At 69.9% G+C, this 16,018-nt stretch carries 16 protein-coding genes and 1 tRNA gene; 1 reads left to right on the plus strand and 16 read right to left on the minus strand.

All coding sequences use genetic code 11. The features are described 5' to 3' along the window. Positions 1-17 precede the first annotated feature (17 nt). The 5 genes from O9280_RS06450 to tpiA form a co-directional block, all read right to left on the minus strand. On the minus strand, positions 18-572 hold the full coding sequence (locus tag O9280_RS06450; protein ID WP_298340339.1) for an NADH-quinone oxidoreductase subunit B: 555 nt from the start codon (positions 570-572) through the stop codon (positions 18-20). Beyond that, a complete protein-coding gene (locus O9280_RS06455) occupies positions 563-919 on the minus strand; it encodes an NADH-quinone oxidoreductase subunit A (protein ID WP_297866739.1) in 357 nt (118 codons plus the stop codon). The genes O9280_RS06450 and O9280_RS06455 overlap by 10 nt, the downstream gene beginning before the upstream one ends. 78 nt (positions 920-997) lie before the next feature. Beyond that, a tRNA-Leu gene (locus O9280_RS06460) sits at positions 998-1,082 on the minus strand. A 52-nt stretch (positions 1,083-1,134) separates the two neighbouring features. Then, on the minus strand, positions 1,135-1,605 hold the full coding sequence (secG, locus tag O9280_RS06465) for a preprotein translocase subunit SecG (protein WP_298340341.1): 471 nt from the start codon (positions 1,603-1,605) through the stop codon (positions 1,135-1,137). Between the two features lie 11 nt (positions 1,606-1,616). Continuing rightward, the gene (gene tpiA, locus O9280_RS06470; protein ID WP_298340343.1) at positions 1,617-2,369 is read right to left on the minus strand and encodes a triose-phosphate isomerase; all 753 of its coding nucleotides are present in this window, start codon (positions 2,367-2,369) and stop codon (positions 1,617-1,619) included. A 73-nt stretch (positions 2,370-2,442) separates the two neighbouring features. Between tpiA and O9280_RS06475 the strand changes: the two genes are divergently transcribed. Then, a complete protein-coding gene (locus O9280_RS06475; protein WP_298340345.1) occupies positions 2,443-3,252 on the plus strand; it encodes an SDR family oxidoreductase in 810 nt (269 codons plus the stop codon). A 65-nt stretch (positions 3,253-3,317) separates the two neighbouring features. On the opposite strand, the gene O9280_RS06480 is transcribed toward O9280_RS06475, so the two are convergent. The 11 genes from O9280_RS06480 to prmB form a co-directional block, all read right to left on the minus strand. Further along, a complete protein-coding gene (locus O9280_RS06480; protein WP_298340347.1) occupies positions 3,318-4,265 on the minus strand; it encodes a 2-oxoglutarate and iron-dependent oxygenase domain-containing protein in 948 nt (315 codons plus the stop codon). 71 nt (positions 4,266-4,336) lie between these two features. Next, positions 4,337-5,692 (minus strand): phosphoglucosamine mutase, encoded by a 1,356-nt coding sequence (gene glmM, locus O9280_RS06485; protein ID WP_298340349.1) that lies wholly within the window; start codon positions 5,690-5,692, stop codon positions 4,337-4,339. Then, positions 5,692-6,564 (minus strand): acetyl-CoA carboxylase, carboxyltransferase subunit beta, encoded by an 873-nt coding sequence (accD, locus tag O9280_RS06490; RefSeq protein WP_298340351.1) that lies wholly within the window; start codon positions 6,562-6,564, stop codon positions 5,692-5,694. The genes glmM and accD overlap by 1 nt, the downstream gene beginning before the upstream one ends. Positions 6,565-6,643: 79 nt before the next feature. Next, positions 6,644-7,435 carry a tryptophan synthase subunit alpha gene (trpA, locus tag O9280_RS06495; protein ID WP_298340624.1) on the minus strand — a complete coding sequence of 264 codons (792 nt, stop codon included), beginning with the start codon at positions 7,433-7,435 and terminating at the stop codon, positions 6,644-6,646. Between the two features lie 5 nt (positions 7,436-7,440). After that, the gene (gene trpB, locus O9280_RS06500; RefSeq protein WP_298340353.1) at positions 7,441-8,670 is read right to left on the minus strand and encodes a tryptophan synthase subunit beta; all 1,230 of its coding nucleotides are present in this window, start codon (positions 8,668-8,670) and stop codon (positions 7,441-7,443) included. Continuing rightward, entirely contained in the window at positions 8,639-9,292 is a 654-nt protein-coding gene (locus O9280_RS06505) for a phosphoribosylanthranilate isomerase (RefSeq protein ID WP_298340355.1), read from the minus strand. Before O9280_RS06505 ends, trpB begins: the two co-directional genes overlap by 32 nt. Positions 9,293-9,296: 4 nt before the next feature. Beyond that, positions 9,297-10,127 (minus strand): tRNA pseudouridine(38-40) synthase TruA, encoded by an 831-nt coding sequence (gene truA / locus O9280_RS06510; protein WP_298340357.1) that lies wholly within the window; start codon positions 10,125-10,127, stop codon positions 9,297-9,299. A gap of 37 nt (positions 10,128-10,164) precedes the next feature. After that, positions 10,165-12,603, minus strand: coding sequence for a FimV/HubP family polar landmark protein (locus tag O9280_RS06515; protein WP_298340359.1), 2,439 nt, complete (start codon positions 12,601-12,603; stop codon positions 10,165-10,167). A 103-nt stretch (positions 12,604-12,706) separates the two neighbouring features. Further along, on the minus strand, positions 12,707-13,726 hold the full coding sequence (locus tag O9280_RS06520) for an aspartate-semialdehyde dehydrogenase (protein WP_298340361.1): 1,020 nt from the start codon (positions 13,724-13,726) through the stop codon (positions 12,707-12,709). A gap of 138 nt (positions 13,727-13,864) precedes the next feature. Then, positions 13,865-14,986, minus strand: coding sequence for a chorismate synthase (gene aroC, locus O9280_RS06525; protein WP_298340363.1), 1,122 nt, complete (start codon positions 14,984-14,986; stop codon positions 13,865-13,867). A 19-nt stretch (positions 14,987-15,005) separates the two neighbouring features. Next, positions 15,006-15,923: a 50S ribosomal protein L3 N(5)-glutamine methyltransferase gene (gene prmB, locus O9280_RS06530; protein WP_298340365.1), complete on the minus strand. Its 918-nt coding sequence runs from the start codon at positions 15,921-15,923 to the stop codon at positions 15,006-15,008. Positions 15,924-16,018 lie beyond the last annotated feature (95 nt).

The following is a 16,018-nucleotide window of genomic DNA, read 5'->3' on the forward strand; positions in this document are numbered from 1 at the left end:
CTGCAGCGGCGCGCGCGTCAGCGCGCGATCGTGTTGGTGCGGCGGATCTTCTTCATCAACTGCAGGATGCCGTACACCAGCGCCTCGGCCGTCGGCGGGCAGCCCGGCACGTAGACGTCGACCGGCACCACGCGGTCGCAGCCGCGCACCACGGAATAGCTGTAGTGGTAGTAGCCGCCGCCGTTGGCGCAGCTGCCCATCGAGATGACCCACTTCGGCTCTGGCATCTGGTCGTAAACCTTGCGCAGCGCCGGGGCCATCTTGTTGACCAGCGTGCCGGCCACGATCATCACGTCCGACTGGCGCGGCGACGGGCGGAACACCACGCCGTAGCGGTCGAGGTCGAGTCGCGAGGCACCCGCGTGCATCATCTCGACGGCGCAGCAGGCGAGACCGAAGGTCATCGGCCACAGCGAGCCGGTGCGCGCCCAGTTGACGAGCGAGTCGACCGAGGTGGTGACGAAGCCACGCTCGAACAGCGGATTGTCGGACTCGGGACGCAGCAGGTCATCGACCCGGCTCAAGGGCTCCGGGTTGTGCATCACGCGCGAAACGGTCTGGATCACTCCCATTCGAGCGCCCCCTTCTTCCATTCGTAGATGAAAGCGAACACCAGGATGCCGAGGAAGCCGGCCATGGCCCACAGCGCGGGCTCACCGATGTCGCGGTACACGAGCGCCCACGGAAACACGAAGGCGATTTCGAGATCGAAGACGATGAACAGGATCGCGACGAGGTAATAGCGCACGTCGAAGGGCATGCGCGCGTCCTCGAAGGCCTCGAAGCCGCACTCGTAGGGCGAAAGTTTTTCTGCGTCGGGACGCTTGGGGCCGAGCAGCCAGCCGGCGACGAGAAGCACCAAGCCGAGGCCGGTGGAGACGATCAGGAACAGCAGGATCGGCAGGTACTCGCCCAGCATGCAGGCCCTCGGCTAGCGCCCCGGGGGCGCATTGCGATCGCGCCCCGGGCTGGGGCGCGATACAAGACTTCGATTGTTTGGTGCCCAAAGGGGGACTCGAACCCCCACGACCTAAGTCGCTACCACCTCAAGGTAGTGCGTCTACCAATTCCGCCATCTGGGCTTGTAATGCATGCTCCGTAAGGCTCGCGGAGCAACGAGATTATATCAGGCCATCAGCCGCCTGACTCGCCTTCCGGCGGATTTTCTGCCGCCGGCGTCGCGGTTTCCGCGGCCGGTTCCGCCACGTCAGCCGCGGCGGGCACAACTGCCTCCGGAGCCGGAGCAGCCGGAGCCTCGGCCGCCGGGGCATCCGTCGAGACCGGGGCCGGGGCCGCCGCGTCGGCGGCCGGAGCCGCTTCCGACATCAGGCCGACGTCATCGGTATCCGACGGCATCAGGCGACCGCCATGCTTGCTGGCGTACCACGCCATGCCGAGGCTCATCGCGAAGAACACCACGGCCAGCCACTTCGTCGTGCTCGACAGGAAGTTGGCCGAGCCCGAGGCGCCGAACACGGTCGCCGAGGCACCGGCACCGAAGCCGCTGCCCGCTTGGGCGCCGGCACCGCGCTGCATGAGGATCAGCACGACCATCGCGACGGCGACGAGGACGTAGATGACGGTGGCGAGGACGATCAGGTTCATGTCTTTTCAGTTCACCGCGCCGCGGCTGCGACGATGGCGAGGAAGTCGTTGGCGACCAGCGATGCTCCGCCGATCAGTCCCCCATCGACGTCGGGCTGCGAGAACAGCTCGGCGGCGTTGGCGGCCTTCACGCTGCCACCGTAAAGGATCGGCAGCGAGTCGGCGATTGTAGCATCGTGCGCTCGAAGTTCGCTACGCAGGAACGCATGCGCCTCCTGCGCCTGCTCCGGCGTGGCGGTGCGGCCCGTGCCGATCGCCCAGACCGGCTCGTACGCCAGCACGGCGCCGCGGAAGGCCTCGATGCCACCCCGCTTCAGCACGGCAGCCACCTGCCCCGACAGCGCCCACTCGGTCTGGCCGGCCTCGCGCTGGTGCAGGCTCTCGCCCACGCATAGCACGGGCACAAGGCCCGCCCGGCGCGCAGCGAGCATTTTTTCGGCAACGAGGTCGCTTGATTCCTCGTGGAACTGGCGGCGCTCGGAATGGCCGACCAGCACGTGGGTGGCGCCGACGTCCTTCAGCATGGCGCCCGAGGTCTCTCCGGTGAACGCGCCCGCTTCGTGGGCATCGAGGTCCTGTGCGCCGAAACCGACCCCCTGGCCCGCGAAGCCCGCCACGGACTCGGCGAGATAGGCGATCGGCGGCATCACGAGGCATTGCACGCCTTCCGGGCGCGGCGCGTCGACGATGGCCTGCAGCAGCGCCTTTGCCGAGGCGCGCGTGCCGTTGAGCTTCCAGTTGCCGGCGACGATGCGGGGACGCATGCGGGCTTGCTCCAAGGTTTCGAGGCGCGGAAGGATAGCAGGCCGCCCACCCGGGCCTCGATGGATTCCTGACATGCCCGCCCTGCTCCGCACCGACCGTTTCGCCCTCGTCACCGGCGCCTCAAGCGGCATCGGTGCGGAGATCGCCCGCGAGTACGCGCGGCGCGGCAAACCCCTGGTGCTGGTGGCGCGCCGGGCGGACCGGCTCGAGGCCCTCGCCGCCGAACTGCGGCCGCAGGTGCAGGTGGAGGTGATCGCCGCCGACCTCGCCGATCCAGCCGCGCCGGCCCGGCTGGTGGCGGACTGCGAGGCGCGCGGACTGCGCGTCGACACGCTGGTGAACAACGCCGGCTTCGGCGTACCGGGCCGCTACCTGGCCAAGGACTGGGCCACCCACCAGGCCTCGCTGCAGGTTCTGCTGGTGGCGGTCTGCGAGCTCTCCCACCGCTTCCTGCCGGCGATGGAGGCCGAGGGGCACGGGCGCATCCTCAATGTCGCCTCGCTGGCCGGCCTCGTGCCGCCGACGGCCGGGCACACGCTGTACGGCCCGACCAAAGCTTTCGTGATCCGCTTCAGCGAAACGTTGGCCAAGGAAGTCGGGCCGAAAGGCGTGCACGTGACCGCGCTCTGCCCCGGCATGACCTACACCGAGTTCCACGACGTGAACGGGATGCGCGCCACGGTGGCCAAACTGCCTAAGGGCATCTGGCTCGACGCCGCGACCGTGGCGAAGCTCGGCGTGGACGCCGTCGAGTCGGGACGGACGCGCCTCGTGACCGGCCGCGCCAACCGCCTGATCGCCGCGCTCTCGAAGTACCTGCCCGACCGCCTTGCCGGGGCGTTGATCGCGGCGAAAGCCAAGGACTTCCGCGACGAAGGCTGAGCCGGCCCGGAAACGACGAAGCCCCGCATTGCGGGGCTTCGTGGCCACTGGCGAGAGCGAATGGATCAGGCCAGCTTGATCTCGCGCAGGCGCTCCATCAGGTAGCCGTGCGCCGTGATCGGCTCGGGGTAGCGGTTGGGATTCTCCGGCGTGATGCAGCCCGGCAGCGTCTCGATCAGGAAATCCGGATTCGGATGCAGGAAGAACGGCGTCGAATAGCGCGGCTGGCGGGCGGCATCGCCCGGCGGGTTGACCACGCGGTGCGTCGTCGACGGATACACGTGGTTGGTCAGGCGCTGCAGCATGTCGCCGATGTTCACGACGATGGTGTCGGCTTCCGAGGTGAAGGGCACCCACTCGCCCTTCTGGGAGAGCACTTCAAGGCCCGCGGCGCTGGCGCCGACCAGCAAGGTGATGAGGTTGATGTCCTCGTGCGCCCCGGCGCGGACATTCGGGATGTCGTCCGCGGTGATCGGCGGGTAGTGGATCGGGCGAAGGATGCTGTTGCCGAAGTTGGTCTTGTCGGCGAAGAACTGCTCCGGCAGGCCGATGTGCAATGCAAGGGCCGACAGCACGCGCGAACCGAGCTGGTCGAGCGTGGTGAACAGGCCGTAGGCCACTTCCTTGAACTCCGGGATCTCGCTCGGCCACAGATTCGCCGGCATCACCTCGGCGTGCTTCGAATCGCGCGGGATCTCGCGGCCGACGTGCCAGAACTCCTTGAGGTCGAAGTGCTTCGCGCCCTTCGCCGTTTCGATGCCGAACGGCGTGTAGCCGCGCGCACCGCCGCTGCCCGGCACGTGGTACGCCTTCTTGGCGGCTTCGGGAAGCGCGAAGAAGCGCTGGAAGACGTCGTAGGCGCGGTCGATCTGCGCCTGCGGGATGCCGTGTCCACGGATGCCGCAGAAGCCCCACTCGCGGTAGGCGGCGCCGAGCTCGGCCACGAAGGCCTCGCGGTCGCCGGCGCTGGACGGCTCGGTGAAACGGCGGATATCGAGGGTGGGGATGGCCATCGTCGTGGATCGTCTCGGGGATTCGGGGGGTGAATCGTCAGCCCGGCCTTCGCGGGCCGGCATGACGCGGATCAAGCCGCGGCTTTCACCGCGGCGGAGAGAGCGTCGAGCACGCGCTGCATCAGGCCCGCATCGTCGGCCTCGACGGTGACACGCACCACCGGCTCGGTGCCGGAGGGGCGCAGGAACGCACGGCCCCTGCCCTGCACGGCTGCCTGGGCATCGGCCAAGGCCGCCTTTACGCTCTCGGCCTCGGCCGGCTTCACGCCCGGCGCGACCTTCACGTTGACCGTCTTCTGCGGGACCTTCGCCATGCCCGACAGGGCCTGCTTCAAGGTCAGGCCGCGACGGCGCAGCACCTCGAGGACCTGCAGCGCGCTGACGATGCCGTCGCCGGAACTCACGCGGTCGAGGCACAGCAGGTGGCCGGAGGTTTCGCCGCCGAGGACGGCGTCGTTCTCCATCAGGGCCTGGTGCACGTAGCGATCGCCCACCTTGGTGCGCAGGAAGCCGATGTTGCGCTCGGCGAACGCGCGCTCGAGGCCGTAATTGGTCATGAGCGTGCCGACCACCGGGCCACGGAGGCGGCCGCTCTGTTGCCAGTCGTCCGCGAGGATCCACAGCAGGTCGTCGCCATCGCGCACGACGCCATCGCTGTCGACGAACAGCACGCGATCGCCGTCGCCGTCGAAGGCGATGCCGAGTTCGGCGCCGGTCTCGCGCACGCGGGCGGCGAGGAATTCCGGATGGGTCGAACCGACACCGTCATTGATGTTCAAGCCGTTCGGATCGACGCCGATGGCGTCCACCCGGGCGCCGAGTTCGCGGAACACCAGCGGGCCGAGCTGGTACGTCGCACCATGGGCACAATCCACCACGATCCGCATGCCGCCGAGGTTGAAGCGGCGCGGCACCGAGCCCTTGCAGGCCTCGACGTAGCGCGCGACGGCGTCGCGGGTGCGCACGGCCTTACCGAGCTTTTCCGAGGGCACGGTGCTGAAAGGGTGTTCGAGCGCGGCCTCGATGGCGAGCTCGGTGGCGTCGTCGAGCTTCTCGCCTTCCGCCGAGAAGAACTTGATGCCGTTGTCGTAGTGCGGGTTGTGCGAGGCGCTGATGACGATGCCGCCGTCGGCACCGAGCGAACGCGTCAGATGCGAGACGGCCGGCGTGGGCATCGGGCCCATCAGCTGGACGTCGACGCCGGCGGCCACGAGGCCGGCCTCCAGCGCCGCTTCGAACATGTAGTTCGAGATGCGGGTGTCCTTGCCGATGACGACCAGCGGCTTGCGCCAGTCGCCCTCGCCGCGCGCCGCGCGCAGCGCGTGGCCGTAGGCGTTGCCGAGGCGCAGGACGAAATCCGCCGAGATGGCGCCCTCGCCCACCCGGCCGCGGATGCCGTCGGTGCCGAAGTACTTGCGCGCGCCCATCAGGCCGCCTCGACCGGCGCCGGGCGACGGCCCAGCAGGGCGATCAGCGAGGCGAGGCGCTGGCGCATTTCGCGTCGGTCGACGATCAGGTCCACGGCACCGTGTTCGACGAGGAACTCGCTGCGCTGGAAGCCTTCCGGCAAGCGCTCGCGGACCGTCTGCTCGATCACGCGCGGGCCGGCGAAGCCGATCAGCGCCTTCGGTTCGGCGACGTTGATGTCGCCGAGCATGCCGAGCGAGGCCGAGACGCCGCCGGTGGTCGGGTGCGTCAACACCGAGATGTAGGGCACGCCAGCCTTGCGCATCCGGGCGATGGCCGCGGAGGTCTTGGCCATCTGCATCAGCGAAAACAGGCCTTCCTGCATGCGCGCGCCGCCGGTGGCGGAGAAGCACACCAGCGCACTGCGATCGGCGAGGGCACGCTCGGCGGCCAGCGCGAAACGCTCGCCGACCACGGAGCCCATCGAGCCGCCCATGAAGCGGAATTCAAAGGCCGCCACGCACACCGGCATGCCCATCAGGCGCCCCGCGCCGGCAATCAGCGCATCTTTCTCGCCGGTGGCCTTCTGGGTGGCCTTGATGCGGTCGGCGTACTTCTTCTGGTCGCGGAACTTCAGCGCGTCGACCGGCTCGAGGTGGGCGCCGATCTCCACGAAGCTGTCGGCGTCGAGGAAGGCGGCGATGCGCTCGCGCGCACCGATCGGCATGTGGTGGTCGCACTTCGGGCAGACGTGGAGGTGCTGGTCGACTTCCGGCGCGTAGAGGGCGGCGCCGCAGTTGTCGCACTTCTCCCACAGGCCTTCCGGCACGCCGCGCTTGTTGCCGCCTTGCGTACGGATGCCGCCGAGTTTCAGCTTGTTCAACCAGCTCATGGAGGGCCCGGGTGTGGTCAGGGCCGCAAAGTGTAGCGGAAGGCCGGCAGGGGGCCGGAAAGCCCCCGCCGGCGCCGGATCAGCCGTCGAGGCCGGCCCGGATCGGCTGCAGGAAGGCGCGCGCGGTGGCGACGGGGTCCGCCGCCTCCGCCAGCGCCTGCACCAGCGCGCTGCCGACGATGACGCCATCGCCATGCGCCGCAAGCGCCTTGGCGGAGGCCGCATCCTTGATGCCGAAACCGATCAGCACCGGCACCGGGCTGTGGGCACGCACCACCGCGGCCTTGGCGGCCACGTCGCCGGCGTCGAGTTTGCTGGCGCCCGTGACGCCCGCGAAGCTGACGTAGTACAGGTAACCCTGCGCGTGCGTGCGCAGCGGCCCCAGGCGCGCTTCGGTGGTGGTCGGTGCGACGAGGGCGATCAGGTGCAGGCCACGGGCGGTGAACACCTCGCGCACCGGGTCGGCCTCCTCGGGCGGCAGGTCGACCAGCAGCACGCCGTCGACGCCCGCCGCGGCGGCTTCATCGGCGAAGCGCTCGACACCGCGCATCTCGATCGGATTGAGGTACCCCATCAGCACGACCGGCGTGGTCGCGTCCGAGGCGCGGAAGGCGCGCACAGCCTCCAACACGAAGGTGAGGCCGACCTTGCGCTCGATGGCGCGCTCGGAACTCTTCTGGATGACGGGGCCATCGGCCATCGGGTCGGAGAACGGCACGCCGAGCTCGATGAGGTCGGCGCCGCCTTCGACGAGGGCGTGCATGACCGGCACGGTGGACTCGCGCGACGGATCGCCGGCGGTGACGAAGGGCACGAGGGCCTTGCGGCCGGCGGCCTTGAGCGCGGCGAGTCGCGCGTCGATGCGGTTCACGGCGCTCACAGCGAGATCCCCTCTCGGCGGGCGATGGTGAAGATGTCCTTGTCGCCGCGGCCCGACAGGTTCACCAGCACGCGCTGGTCCTTGCGCATCGTGCGCGCGAGCTTCATCGCCTGCGCGATGGCGTGGCTGCTTTCCAGCGCGGCGAGGATGCCTTCGGTGCGGGCCAGCAGGTGGAAGGCCTCCATGCACTCGTCGTCAGTGATGCCGACGTACTGCGCACGGCCGGTGTCCTTCAAGAAGGCGTGCTCGGGGCCGACGCCGGGGTAGTCGAGACCGGCCGAGATCGAGTGCGTCTCCGTGATCTGGCCGTCGTCGTCGCAGATCAGGTAGGTGCGGTTGCCGTGCAGCACGCCCGGGCGGCCGGCCACCAGCGAGGCGGCGTGGCGGCCGGTGGCGACACCGTCGCCCGCGGCTTCGGCGCCGATCAGCGCGACATCGCGGTCGTTGAGGAAGGCGTGGAACATGCCGATCGCATTGCTGCCGCCGCCGACGCAGGCGACGACGGCGTCGGGCAGTGCGCCGTACTCGGCCAGCATCTGCGCGCGCGATTCCTTGCCGACCACGGCGTTGAAGTCGCGCACGAGCGTCGGGTAAGGGTGCGGACCGGCGACGGTGCCGATGATGTAGAAGGTGTCGTGCACGTTGGTGACCCAATCGCGCAAGGCTTCGTTCAGCGCGTCCTTGAGCGTCTTGCTGCCGCTCTCCACGGGCACCACGGTGGCGCCGAGCAGCTTCATGCGGAACACGTTCGGCGCCTGGCGCTCGACGTCGGTGGCACCCATGTAGACGACGCACTCGAGGCCGAGGCGCGCGGCGACGGTGGCCGAGGCCACGCCGTGCTGGCCGGCGCCCGTCTCCGCGATGATGCGGGTCTTGCCCATGCGCTTGGCGAGCATCGCCTGGCCGATGGTGTTGTTGATCTTGTGCGCGCCGGTGTGGTTCAGGTCTTCGCGCTTGAGGAGGATCTGCGCGCCGCCGACCTTCGCCGACAGGCGGGCCGCGTGGTAGATCGGGCTCGGGCGGCCGACGTAGTGCTTGTAGTCGTCCGCCAGTTCCGCCTGGAACGCGGGATCGGACTGCGCGACGCGATAGGCCTCGGCCAGTTCGGCCAAGGGCTGCATCAGCGTTTCAGCGACGAAGCTGCCACCGTAAGGGCCGAAATGCCCGCGGGCGTCCGGGTACTGGTGGAAATCGTCAACGGACGGGGGGATCTGCGATGAAGCCATCGGCGCGGCGAACCTCTTCGACGAAACGAACCATGCGCTCACCGTCCTTCAGGCCGGGAGCGCTCTCGATGCCACTGGACACGTCGACGCCGAACGGCCGCGACTGGCGGACCGCCTCGAAGACGTTGTCGGGAGTGAGCCCGCCGGCCAGAAGCCAAGGCTTCGGCAGCGCGGGCAGGTCGGACCAGTCGAACCGGGCACCCTGCCCGCCCTGCTCGCCGGCCTTGTGGCCATCGAGCAGAAAGGCGTCCGTCGAAGGGTAGCGTTTGCCGAGCGATTCCGCAGCGGCCGCGCCCTCGCCCATCGCCAAAGTCTTCACATACGGCAGGCCGAACCGCTCACAGAACGCGGCCTCTTCACGGCCATGGAACTGCAGCAGCGTCGGGCGCAGCGCACGGATCGTGGCCCGCACGAGCGCCTCCTCCGGGTCCATGAAGAGCGCAACGACTTGCGCGAACGGCGGCACGGCGGCGCGCAGCGATTCCGCTTGGGCGGGATCGAGTGCGCGGCGGCTTCCGGGCACAAAGATGAAGCCCAGCGCGTCGACGCCGAGCTCGCCGGCGAAGCGCATATCGCCCGGTCGGGTCAGGCCACAGAACTTGATGCGGGTGCGATGGGCCATGGCGTCAGGCATCGAGGTCGGCGTAAGGCAGGACGGCGAGCGGACGCGGCCGGTCGATCCAGTCGGCCGGCAGACTGACAGCCTCCGGCAAGGCCCAGGCGTGCGGGTAGCGCGGCCCGAGGAAGGTCAATCCGGCCGCAGGCGCCGTCGGGCCGGCGACGGTGCGATCACGGCCGGCCAGCAGCTCGGCGACCCAGGATTCCGGACGCTCGCCGCGCCCGACTACCATCAGGCTGCCGACGATGTTGCGGACCATGTGGTGCAGGAACGCGTTGGCCTGCACCTCGACGATGACCTGTTCGTCCTCGCGACGCACGGTGATCGCGTGCAGGTCGCGCATCGGGTGGCGGGCTTGGCACTGCGCGGTGCGGAAAGCGCTGAAGTCGTTCTCGCCCAGCAGCGCCTGCGCGGCGCAATGCATGGCCTCGGCGTCGAGCGGCCGCGGCTCCCAGCTCAAGTGCTCGCGAAGCAGCGCCGGGCGAACGCGCCGGTTCAACAGTCGATAGCGATAGCGGCGCGCTCGCGCCGAGTGGCGGGCATGGAAGGCGTCGGCCACCGGCTGGGCCCAGAGCACGCGCACCGATGGCGGCAAGCGCGTATTGGTCCCCTCGACGAAGGCGCGCAGCGGCCTTTCGACCGTGGTTTCCAGATGGACGACCTGCTGCGTGGCGTGCACGCCGGCGTCGGTGCGCCCCGCGCACACGGCATCGACCTCGTGCTGGAGGATCGACGCCAGCGCGGCCTCGACCGCACCCTGCACCGAATCACCATGCGAAAGCCGCTGCCAACCGAGGAAGCCGCTGCCGTCGTATTCGATGCCGAGTGCGTAGCGCATGGCGGAAGGCCGCAGGTCGAAGCCTGCGGCCGCAACCTCAACCGATCGACTTCAGCAGGCGCTCGGCTTCCGCACGCGCGGCCGCGCTGCCCTCGGCCAGCACTTCCTCGAGCATGCCGCGAGCGCCATCGACGTCACCGATCTCGATGTAGGCCTTGGCCAACTCGAGGCGGGTGTCGTCGAGGCCGGCCTCGTCCGTGGTGGGCAGCTCGACGATCGGGCGCTCGGCCGTCTCGCGCTCGTCGAAGGCTTCGACCACCGGCGGCGCGGGCGGCTCGGGCTCGACGGCGGCAGGACGCGTGCGCACATCGATGCCGCTGATCGGATTCCACTGCAGCTCGCGAAACAGCGCGTGGCCCGGGACCAGGCCCATGCCCATCACCACGACCTCGCGCCAGCGCGAGTCACCGGGCTTCTCGACTTGTGCGCGCATGCGCTCGGCCGCAATGAGGAAGGCCTCGGTGTCGCCGGTGTTGTACAGCTGCCGCAGCAGGGCGACATGCGCATCGAGATCCTCGGGCGCCCCGTCGATGTTGCGCTCGAGCTCGCGCAGCACCGGATTCGTCGCGGGCGCCGCGACGTTGTCGACCGTCGGTGCCTCCGGCGCCGGTGCGGCCACAGGCACGGCATCGGCCTCGGCCTCGACGGCAGCGGCGTTCGACTCCTCGCTGCTGGAAGCCGGGAGGTTCGACAGGAAATCCTCGTCGTCCGAGAGGCGCGAGCGCGAGCCCGCGGCGGGTGGCACGTTCGGAAGGGGGCGCTTCGCGTCGGGGCTGCGTCGGCGGCGCAGCAACAGGCCCACGAGGCCACCAACGAGCACCAAGCCACCGGCACCCAGGACCATCGGGTTGCTGTACCACGGCGCCGCCGCGTCGGCCGGCGCATCCGCCGGGGCGGCGGCCGTCGGCGAGGCCGGCGCCGGGCTGGCCGGATCGGCGGCTTCGGCAGCGGGGGCCGCGTCTGGCGTAACGACCACAGGGGCGTCCGTTGGGTCCGATGCGATCGCGCCGGCAGCGGCGGGCTCGACAGCGCCGGATGCAGCCGGCTGTGTCCCGTCCGACGACGCCGCAGCCTCACCCGTGCGCTGCTCGCGCAGGGCCTGCTCCATCGCACTGAGTTGTCTGTCCTTGAGCTCGATCAGCCGCTTCTGCTCGTTGGCGAGCGACTCCTGTTCCGTGAGACGCGACTGGAGCTCACGCAGCTCGGCCTCGCGCACCGACAGGTCCTCGCGGGCCTGATCCAGCTGCGCCCGCAGCTCGCTGCCCGAACCACCCGACGACGCGCCCGACTGCGCCCCCGCCGCACCGGCACCGGCTGGCGGTGCGATCTCGAGCCGACCGCTGGCCGGCGTCGACGGCGTGGCCGACGGGCGAGCCGGGGCCTGCGCGGTGGCGGCCGGCGGCAGCGCGGCCGTCGGTGCTTCGCCCGGGCTTGGCATCGGCGCCGGGGTCGGCGACAGCGCGCGCCATGCGGCCATCTGCTCACGCACACGGTCTTCGGCTTCGGCGTTGGCCAGACCACGGGCCTCGTCGGGCGTCGGAATACGCAGGACGGCGCCCTTGCGGAGCAGGTTGATGTTGTCGCGCAGGAAGGCGTCCGGATTGGCGCGCTGGATGGCCAGCATCATCTGGGCGACGGAGGTGCCCTGCTGATTGGACGAAGCGATCCGCCACAGGGTTTCGCCCTCGGCCACTTCATGGCTGCCGGGCGTGGCCGCGGGGATGGCGGCCGGGACCGGCGTCGGCCGGGGTTGCGGCGGCGGCGGTGCTTCGGCAACCACCGGCTGCGGTGCGGGCTCGGGCGGCGGCGGCGGTTGCGGCGCCGCTTCGGGCTGTGGCGCCGGCTCGGCCGGAGGCGGCGTGGCGGCGACCGGGGCCGGCGTCGGCTCGGGCAGCGGCGCGACGGGCTCCGGCGGCAGCGGTTCGGCGACCGGTGCGGGCTCGGTCTCGGCCACCGGCGGCGAGGGCACCGACAGCGGCGGCATCTCGGCGGCGGGCTCCGGCGTGGGCACGGGCGCCGGGGCCGGCACAGCGGCTACGGTCGGCGCGGCCATCGGCGTGACGACCGCCGCGGCGATGTGCGGCGGATCGACCAGCGCGGTGAATTCGCGCACCACGCTGCCCCGGCCCCAATCGGCTTCGAGCAGGAAGGCGACGAACGGGTCGTCGACGCGGTTCGAGGTGGTGACACGCACCACCGGCTCACCGCGGGCATTGCGGCCCACGCTGAACTGCAGGTTGGCGGTGACGCCGGCGGGTCGAGGCAGGCCGACGCGATCGAAAGCCTCCGGCGGCGCGAGGCGCACGCTCAGGGCGTCCAGCTCGCCCGGGCCGACGCCGATCAGCGGGATCTCCGCGACCAGCGGCTGGTTGAGCTGCGACTTCACTTCGAGCGTGCCAAGGCCCAGCGCATGGGCGTCGCTCGCGATGAACGCGAGCGCCATGGCCAGGGGAAGGACCTTCACCGGGTGTTTCATGCCTTTCTCCCAAGACGCGGCCGACGGGGTCCCGGCCGAACGTCAACACTTGAAAACCGCCGCAACAGTAAGCCGAATGCCCCTGATCCGCCAAGGATTTCGGTCAACCGCGCTTCGCTGCCAGCAGCTCGGCGACCTGCACCGCGTTCAGCGCGGCGCCCTTGCGGATGTTGTCCGCAACGATCCACAGCGAGAGGCCGCGCGGGTGGGAGATGTCCTCGCGGATGCGGCCCACATAGACCGGATCGCTGCCCGAGGCATGCGTCACCGGCGTCGGCCACTCGCCGTTGGCGGGGTTGTCGACCACCTCGATGCCGGGCGCCTTCTCGAGCAGGGCGCGTGCCTCGGCGGCGGTGAGCTTGTCGCGGGTCTCGAGGTGCACGGCCTCGGAATGGCCGAAGAAAACCGGCACGCGCACCGCCGTCGGGTTCACCTGGATGCTGGCGTCGCCGAGGATCTTGCGGGTCTCGTGGACCAGCTTCATCTCTTCCTTGGTATAGCCGTTGTCGGTGAACGAATCGATCTGCGGGATCAGGTTGTAGGCGATCTGCACCGGGAAGCGCGTCGGGTTCGGGTCCTCGAAGCGCAGCAGCGCGGCGGTCTGCCGGCCGAGCTCCTCCGGGCCCGAGCGGCCAGCGCCCGACGTCGACTGGTAGGTGGCGACGTTGATGCGGGTGATGCCGACGGCGTCATGGATCGGCTTCAGCGCGACGACCATCTGCATCGTCGAGCAGTTCGGATTGGCGACGATGCCGCGCGGGATCGAATCCAAGGCTTCCGGGTTAACCTCGCTGACGACCAGCGGCACGTCGGCGTCCATGCGGAAGGCCGAGCTGTTGTCGATGACGATGGCGCCCGCGGCGGCGAACTTCGGCGCGTACTCGCGCGAGATGTCGCCGCCGGCCGAGAACAGCGCGAAGTCGACGCCGGTCGGATCGAAGGTGGCGAGGTCCTGGATGGTCAGCTTGTGGTTGCCGAAATCGACCTTGTTGCCGGCGGAACGCTCGCTGGCGAGGGCGATGACCTCGCTGGCGGGGAACTTCCGCTCGGCGAGGATGGAGAGCATGGTTTCACCGACGGCGCCGGTGGCGCCGACGACAGCGACCTTGAAGCGGTTCGACATGGATTTTCCTTTTCGAATGAGTGTCGTTGAGCGATGCGGGTGCGCGGCGCGGCGCGGTGCGCCTGCGCAGGGCGCGCGGGCACGACGCCCGCGACGCGGATTCAGCGGCCCCGGGCCTCGGAAGCGTGACGCCCGAGGCTAGGGTTTTCGCTCAGGTTTGCCGCCACCCTCGCCCGCCACGCGCGGCGTGATCTCGCCGACGTCGCCGCACTGGGCGCGATGGCGCAGGGCCTGGTCCATGAGCACGAGGGCCATCATGGCCTCGCAGATCGGCGGCGCGCGCAGGCCCACGCAGGGGTCGTGGCGCCCGGTGGTGATCACTTCGACAGCGTTGCCGTGCACGTCCACCGTGGGGCCCGGCAGGCGCAGGCTGGAGGTGGGCTTGAAGGCGACCTCGCAGGTGACGGCCTGCCCCGTGCTGATGCCGCCCAGCACGCCGCCGGCGTGGTTGCTGGCGAAGCCGTCCGGATGCATCAGGTCGCGGTGCTCGGTGCCGAGCTGGCCGACGCTGGCGAAGCCGGCGCCGATCTCGACGCCCTTCACCGCGTTGATCGACATCATCGCGGCCGCGAGTTCGCCGTCGAGCTTGCCGTAGATCGGCTCGCCCCAACCCGGCGGCACGCCCAGAGCTTCTACGCGGACGCGGGCGCCAACCGAATCGCCGGACTTGCGCAGGGCGTCCATGAAGGCCTCGAGCTCGGGCACCTGGGCGGCGTCCGGCCAGAAGAACGGGCTGTCCTCGACGGACGACCAATCCCACGCACGCGGGGTGATCGTATGCAGCTGGCTGACGCAGGCACGCACGGTGACGCCGAAGCGCTCGCGCAGCCACTTCTTGGCGATGACGCCGGCGGCCACCCGCATCGTCGTCTCGCGCGCCGAGCTGCGACCACCGCCGCGCGGGTCGCGGATGCCGTACTTCTGCCAGTAGGCATAGTCGGCGTGGCCGGGGCGGAACTGCTCGCTGATCTTCGCGTAGTCCTTCGACTTGGCATCGACGTTGCGGATCAACAGGGCGATCGGCGTGCCAGTGGTCTTGCCCTCGAACACGCCGGAGAGGATCTCGACCTCGTCGGCCTCGTGGCGCTGCGAGGTGTGGCGCGAGCGGCCAGTGGCACGGCGCTCGAGGTCGGCGCGGAATTCCTCCGGCGCTAGGCTGAGGCCGGGCGGGCAGCCGTCGATGACGCAACCGATGGCCGGGCCGTGGCTCTCGCCGAACGTGGTGACCGCGAAAAGTTGCCCGAAGGTGTTGCTGGCCATGCGCGTCAGGCGTCCGTGCTCAGGGGCGTTGGCTCGCCAAGCGGGCGATGTCGGCGTGGTGGGCCACGAGGTCGTCGTGGTGCAGGGCGAAGATGCCCATCTGCCCCACCTTGAATTCAATCCACGCGAAGGGCACGTCGGGCAGCAGGCGCTCGAGGTGCTGCTGGCTCTCGCCAACTTCGCAGATCAGCACACCGTGCTTGCGCAGGTGCAGCGGGGCGTCGCGGAGGATCTTCAGCACCAGGTCGAGGCCGTCGTCGCCGGCGCGGAGCGCCATCTCGGGCTCGTGCGCGTACTCGGCGGGCAGCGCGTCGGTCTCGGCGTTGGTGACGTAGGGCGGGTTGGTGACGATCAGGTCGTAGTGACGGCCGGTCAGCGGGCCGTAGAGGTCGCCGTGGTGCAGGCTGACGTTGCGGGCGTCGAGGCGCTCGACGTTCTCGCGGGCCAGCGACAGGGCCTCGGGGCTGAGATCGACCGCATCGACCTTCCAGTCCGGGTTGTAGTGGCCCATGGCGATGGCGATGCAGCCGCCGCCGGTGCAGATGTCGAGCGCATCGCGCACTTCGACGTCGCCGATCCACGGCTGGAAGCCGTTGAGGATCAGTTCGGCGATGGGGCTGCGCGGCACCAGGGCGCGCGAATCACTCTTGAACGACAGGCCGGCGAACCAGGCCTCGCCGGTGAGGTAGCAGGCCGGCACGCGCACATCGATGCGGCGCTGGAACAGGCCCAGCACCTTGGCTTTCTCGTCGGCGGTCACCCGCGACTGGCCGTAGATCGGGTTGAGGTCGTGCGGTAGGTGCAGGGCATGGAGCACCAGCTGGGTGCTCTCGTCCATGGCGTTGTCGTAGCTGTGGCCGAAAGTCAGGCTGGCCTCCCCGAAGCGGCTCGCCCCATACCGGATCAGGTCAATAATCGTCTGGAGTTCGGCAGGCATGCGGTTCAACGGCCCAAAGCGGGCTTCACGGGACAAGCGCCCGAGTATAGCCAGCGCCCCTATACTTTGCGGCCTTGATCCTGATGTTTTGGCGG

This window comes from Silanimonas sp., assembly GCF_027531545.1.
Classification (GTDB): Bacteria; Pseudomonadota; Gammaproteobacteria; order Xanthomonadales; family Xanthomonadaceae; genus Silanimonas.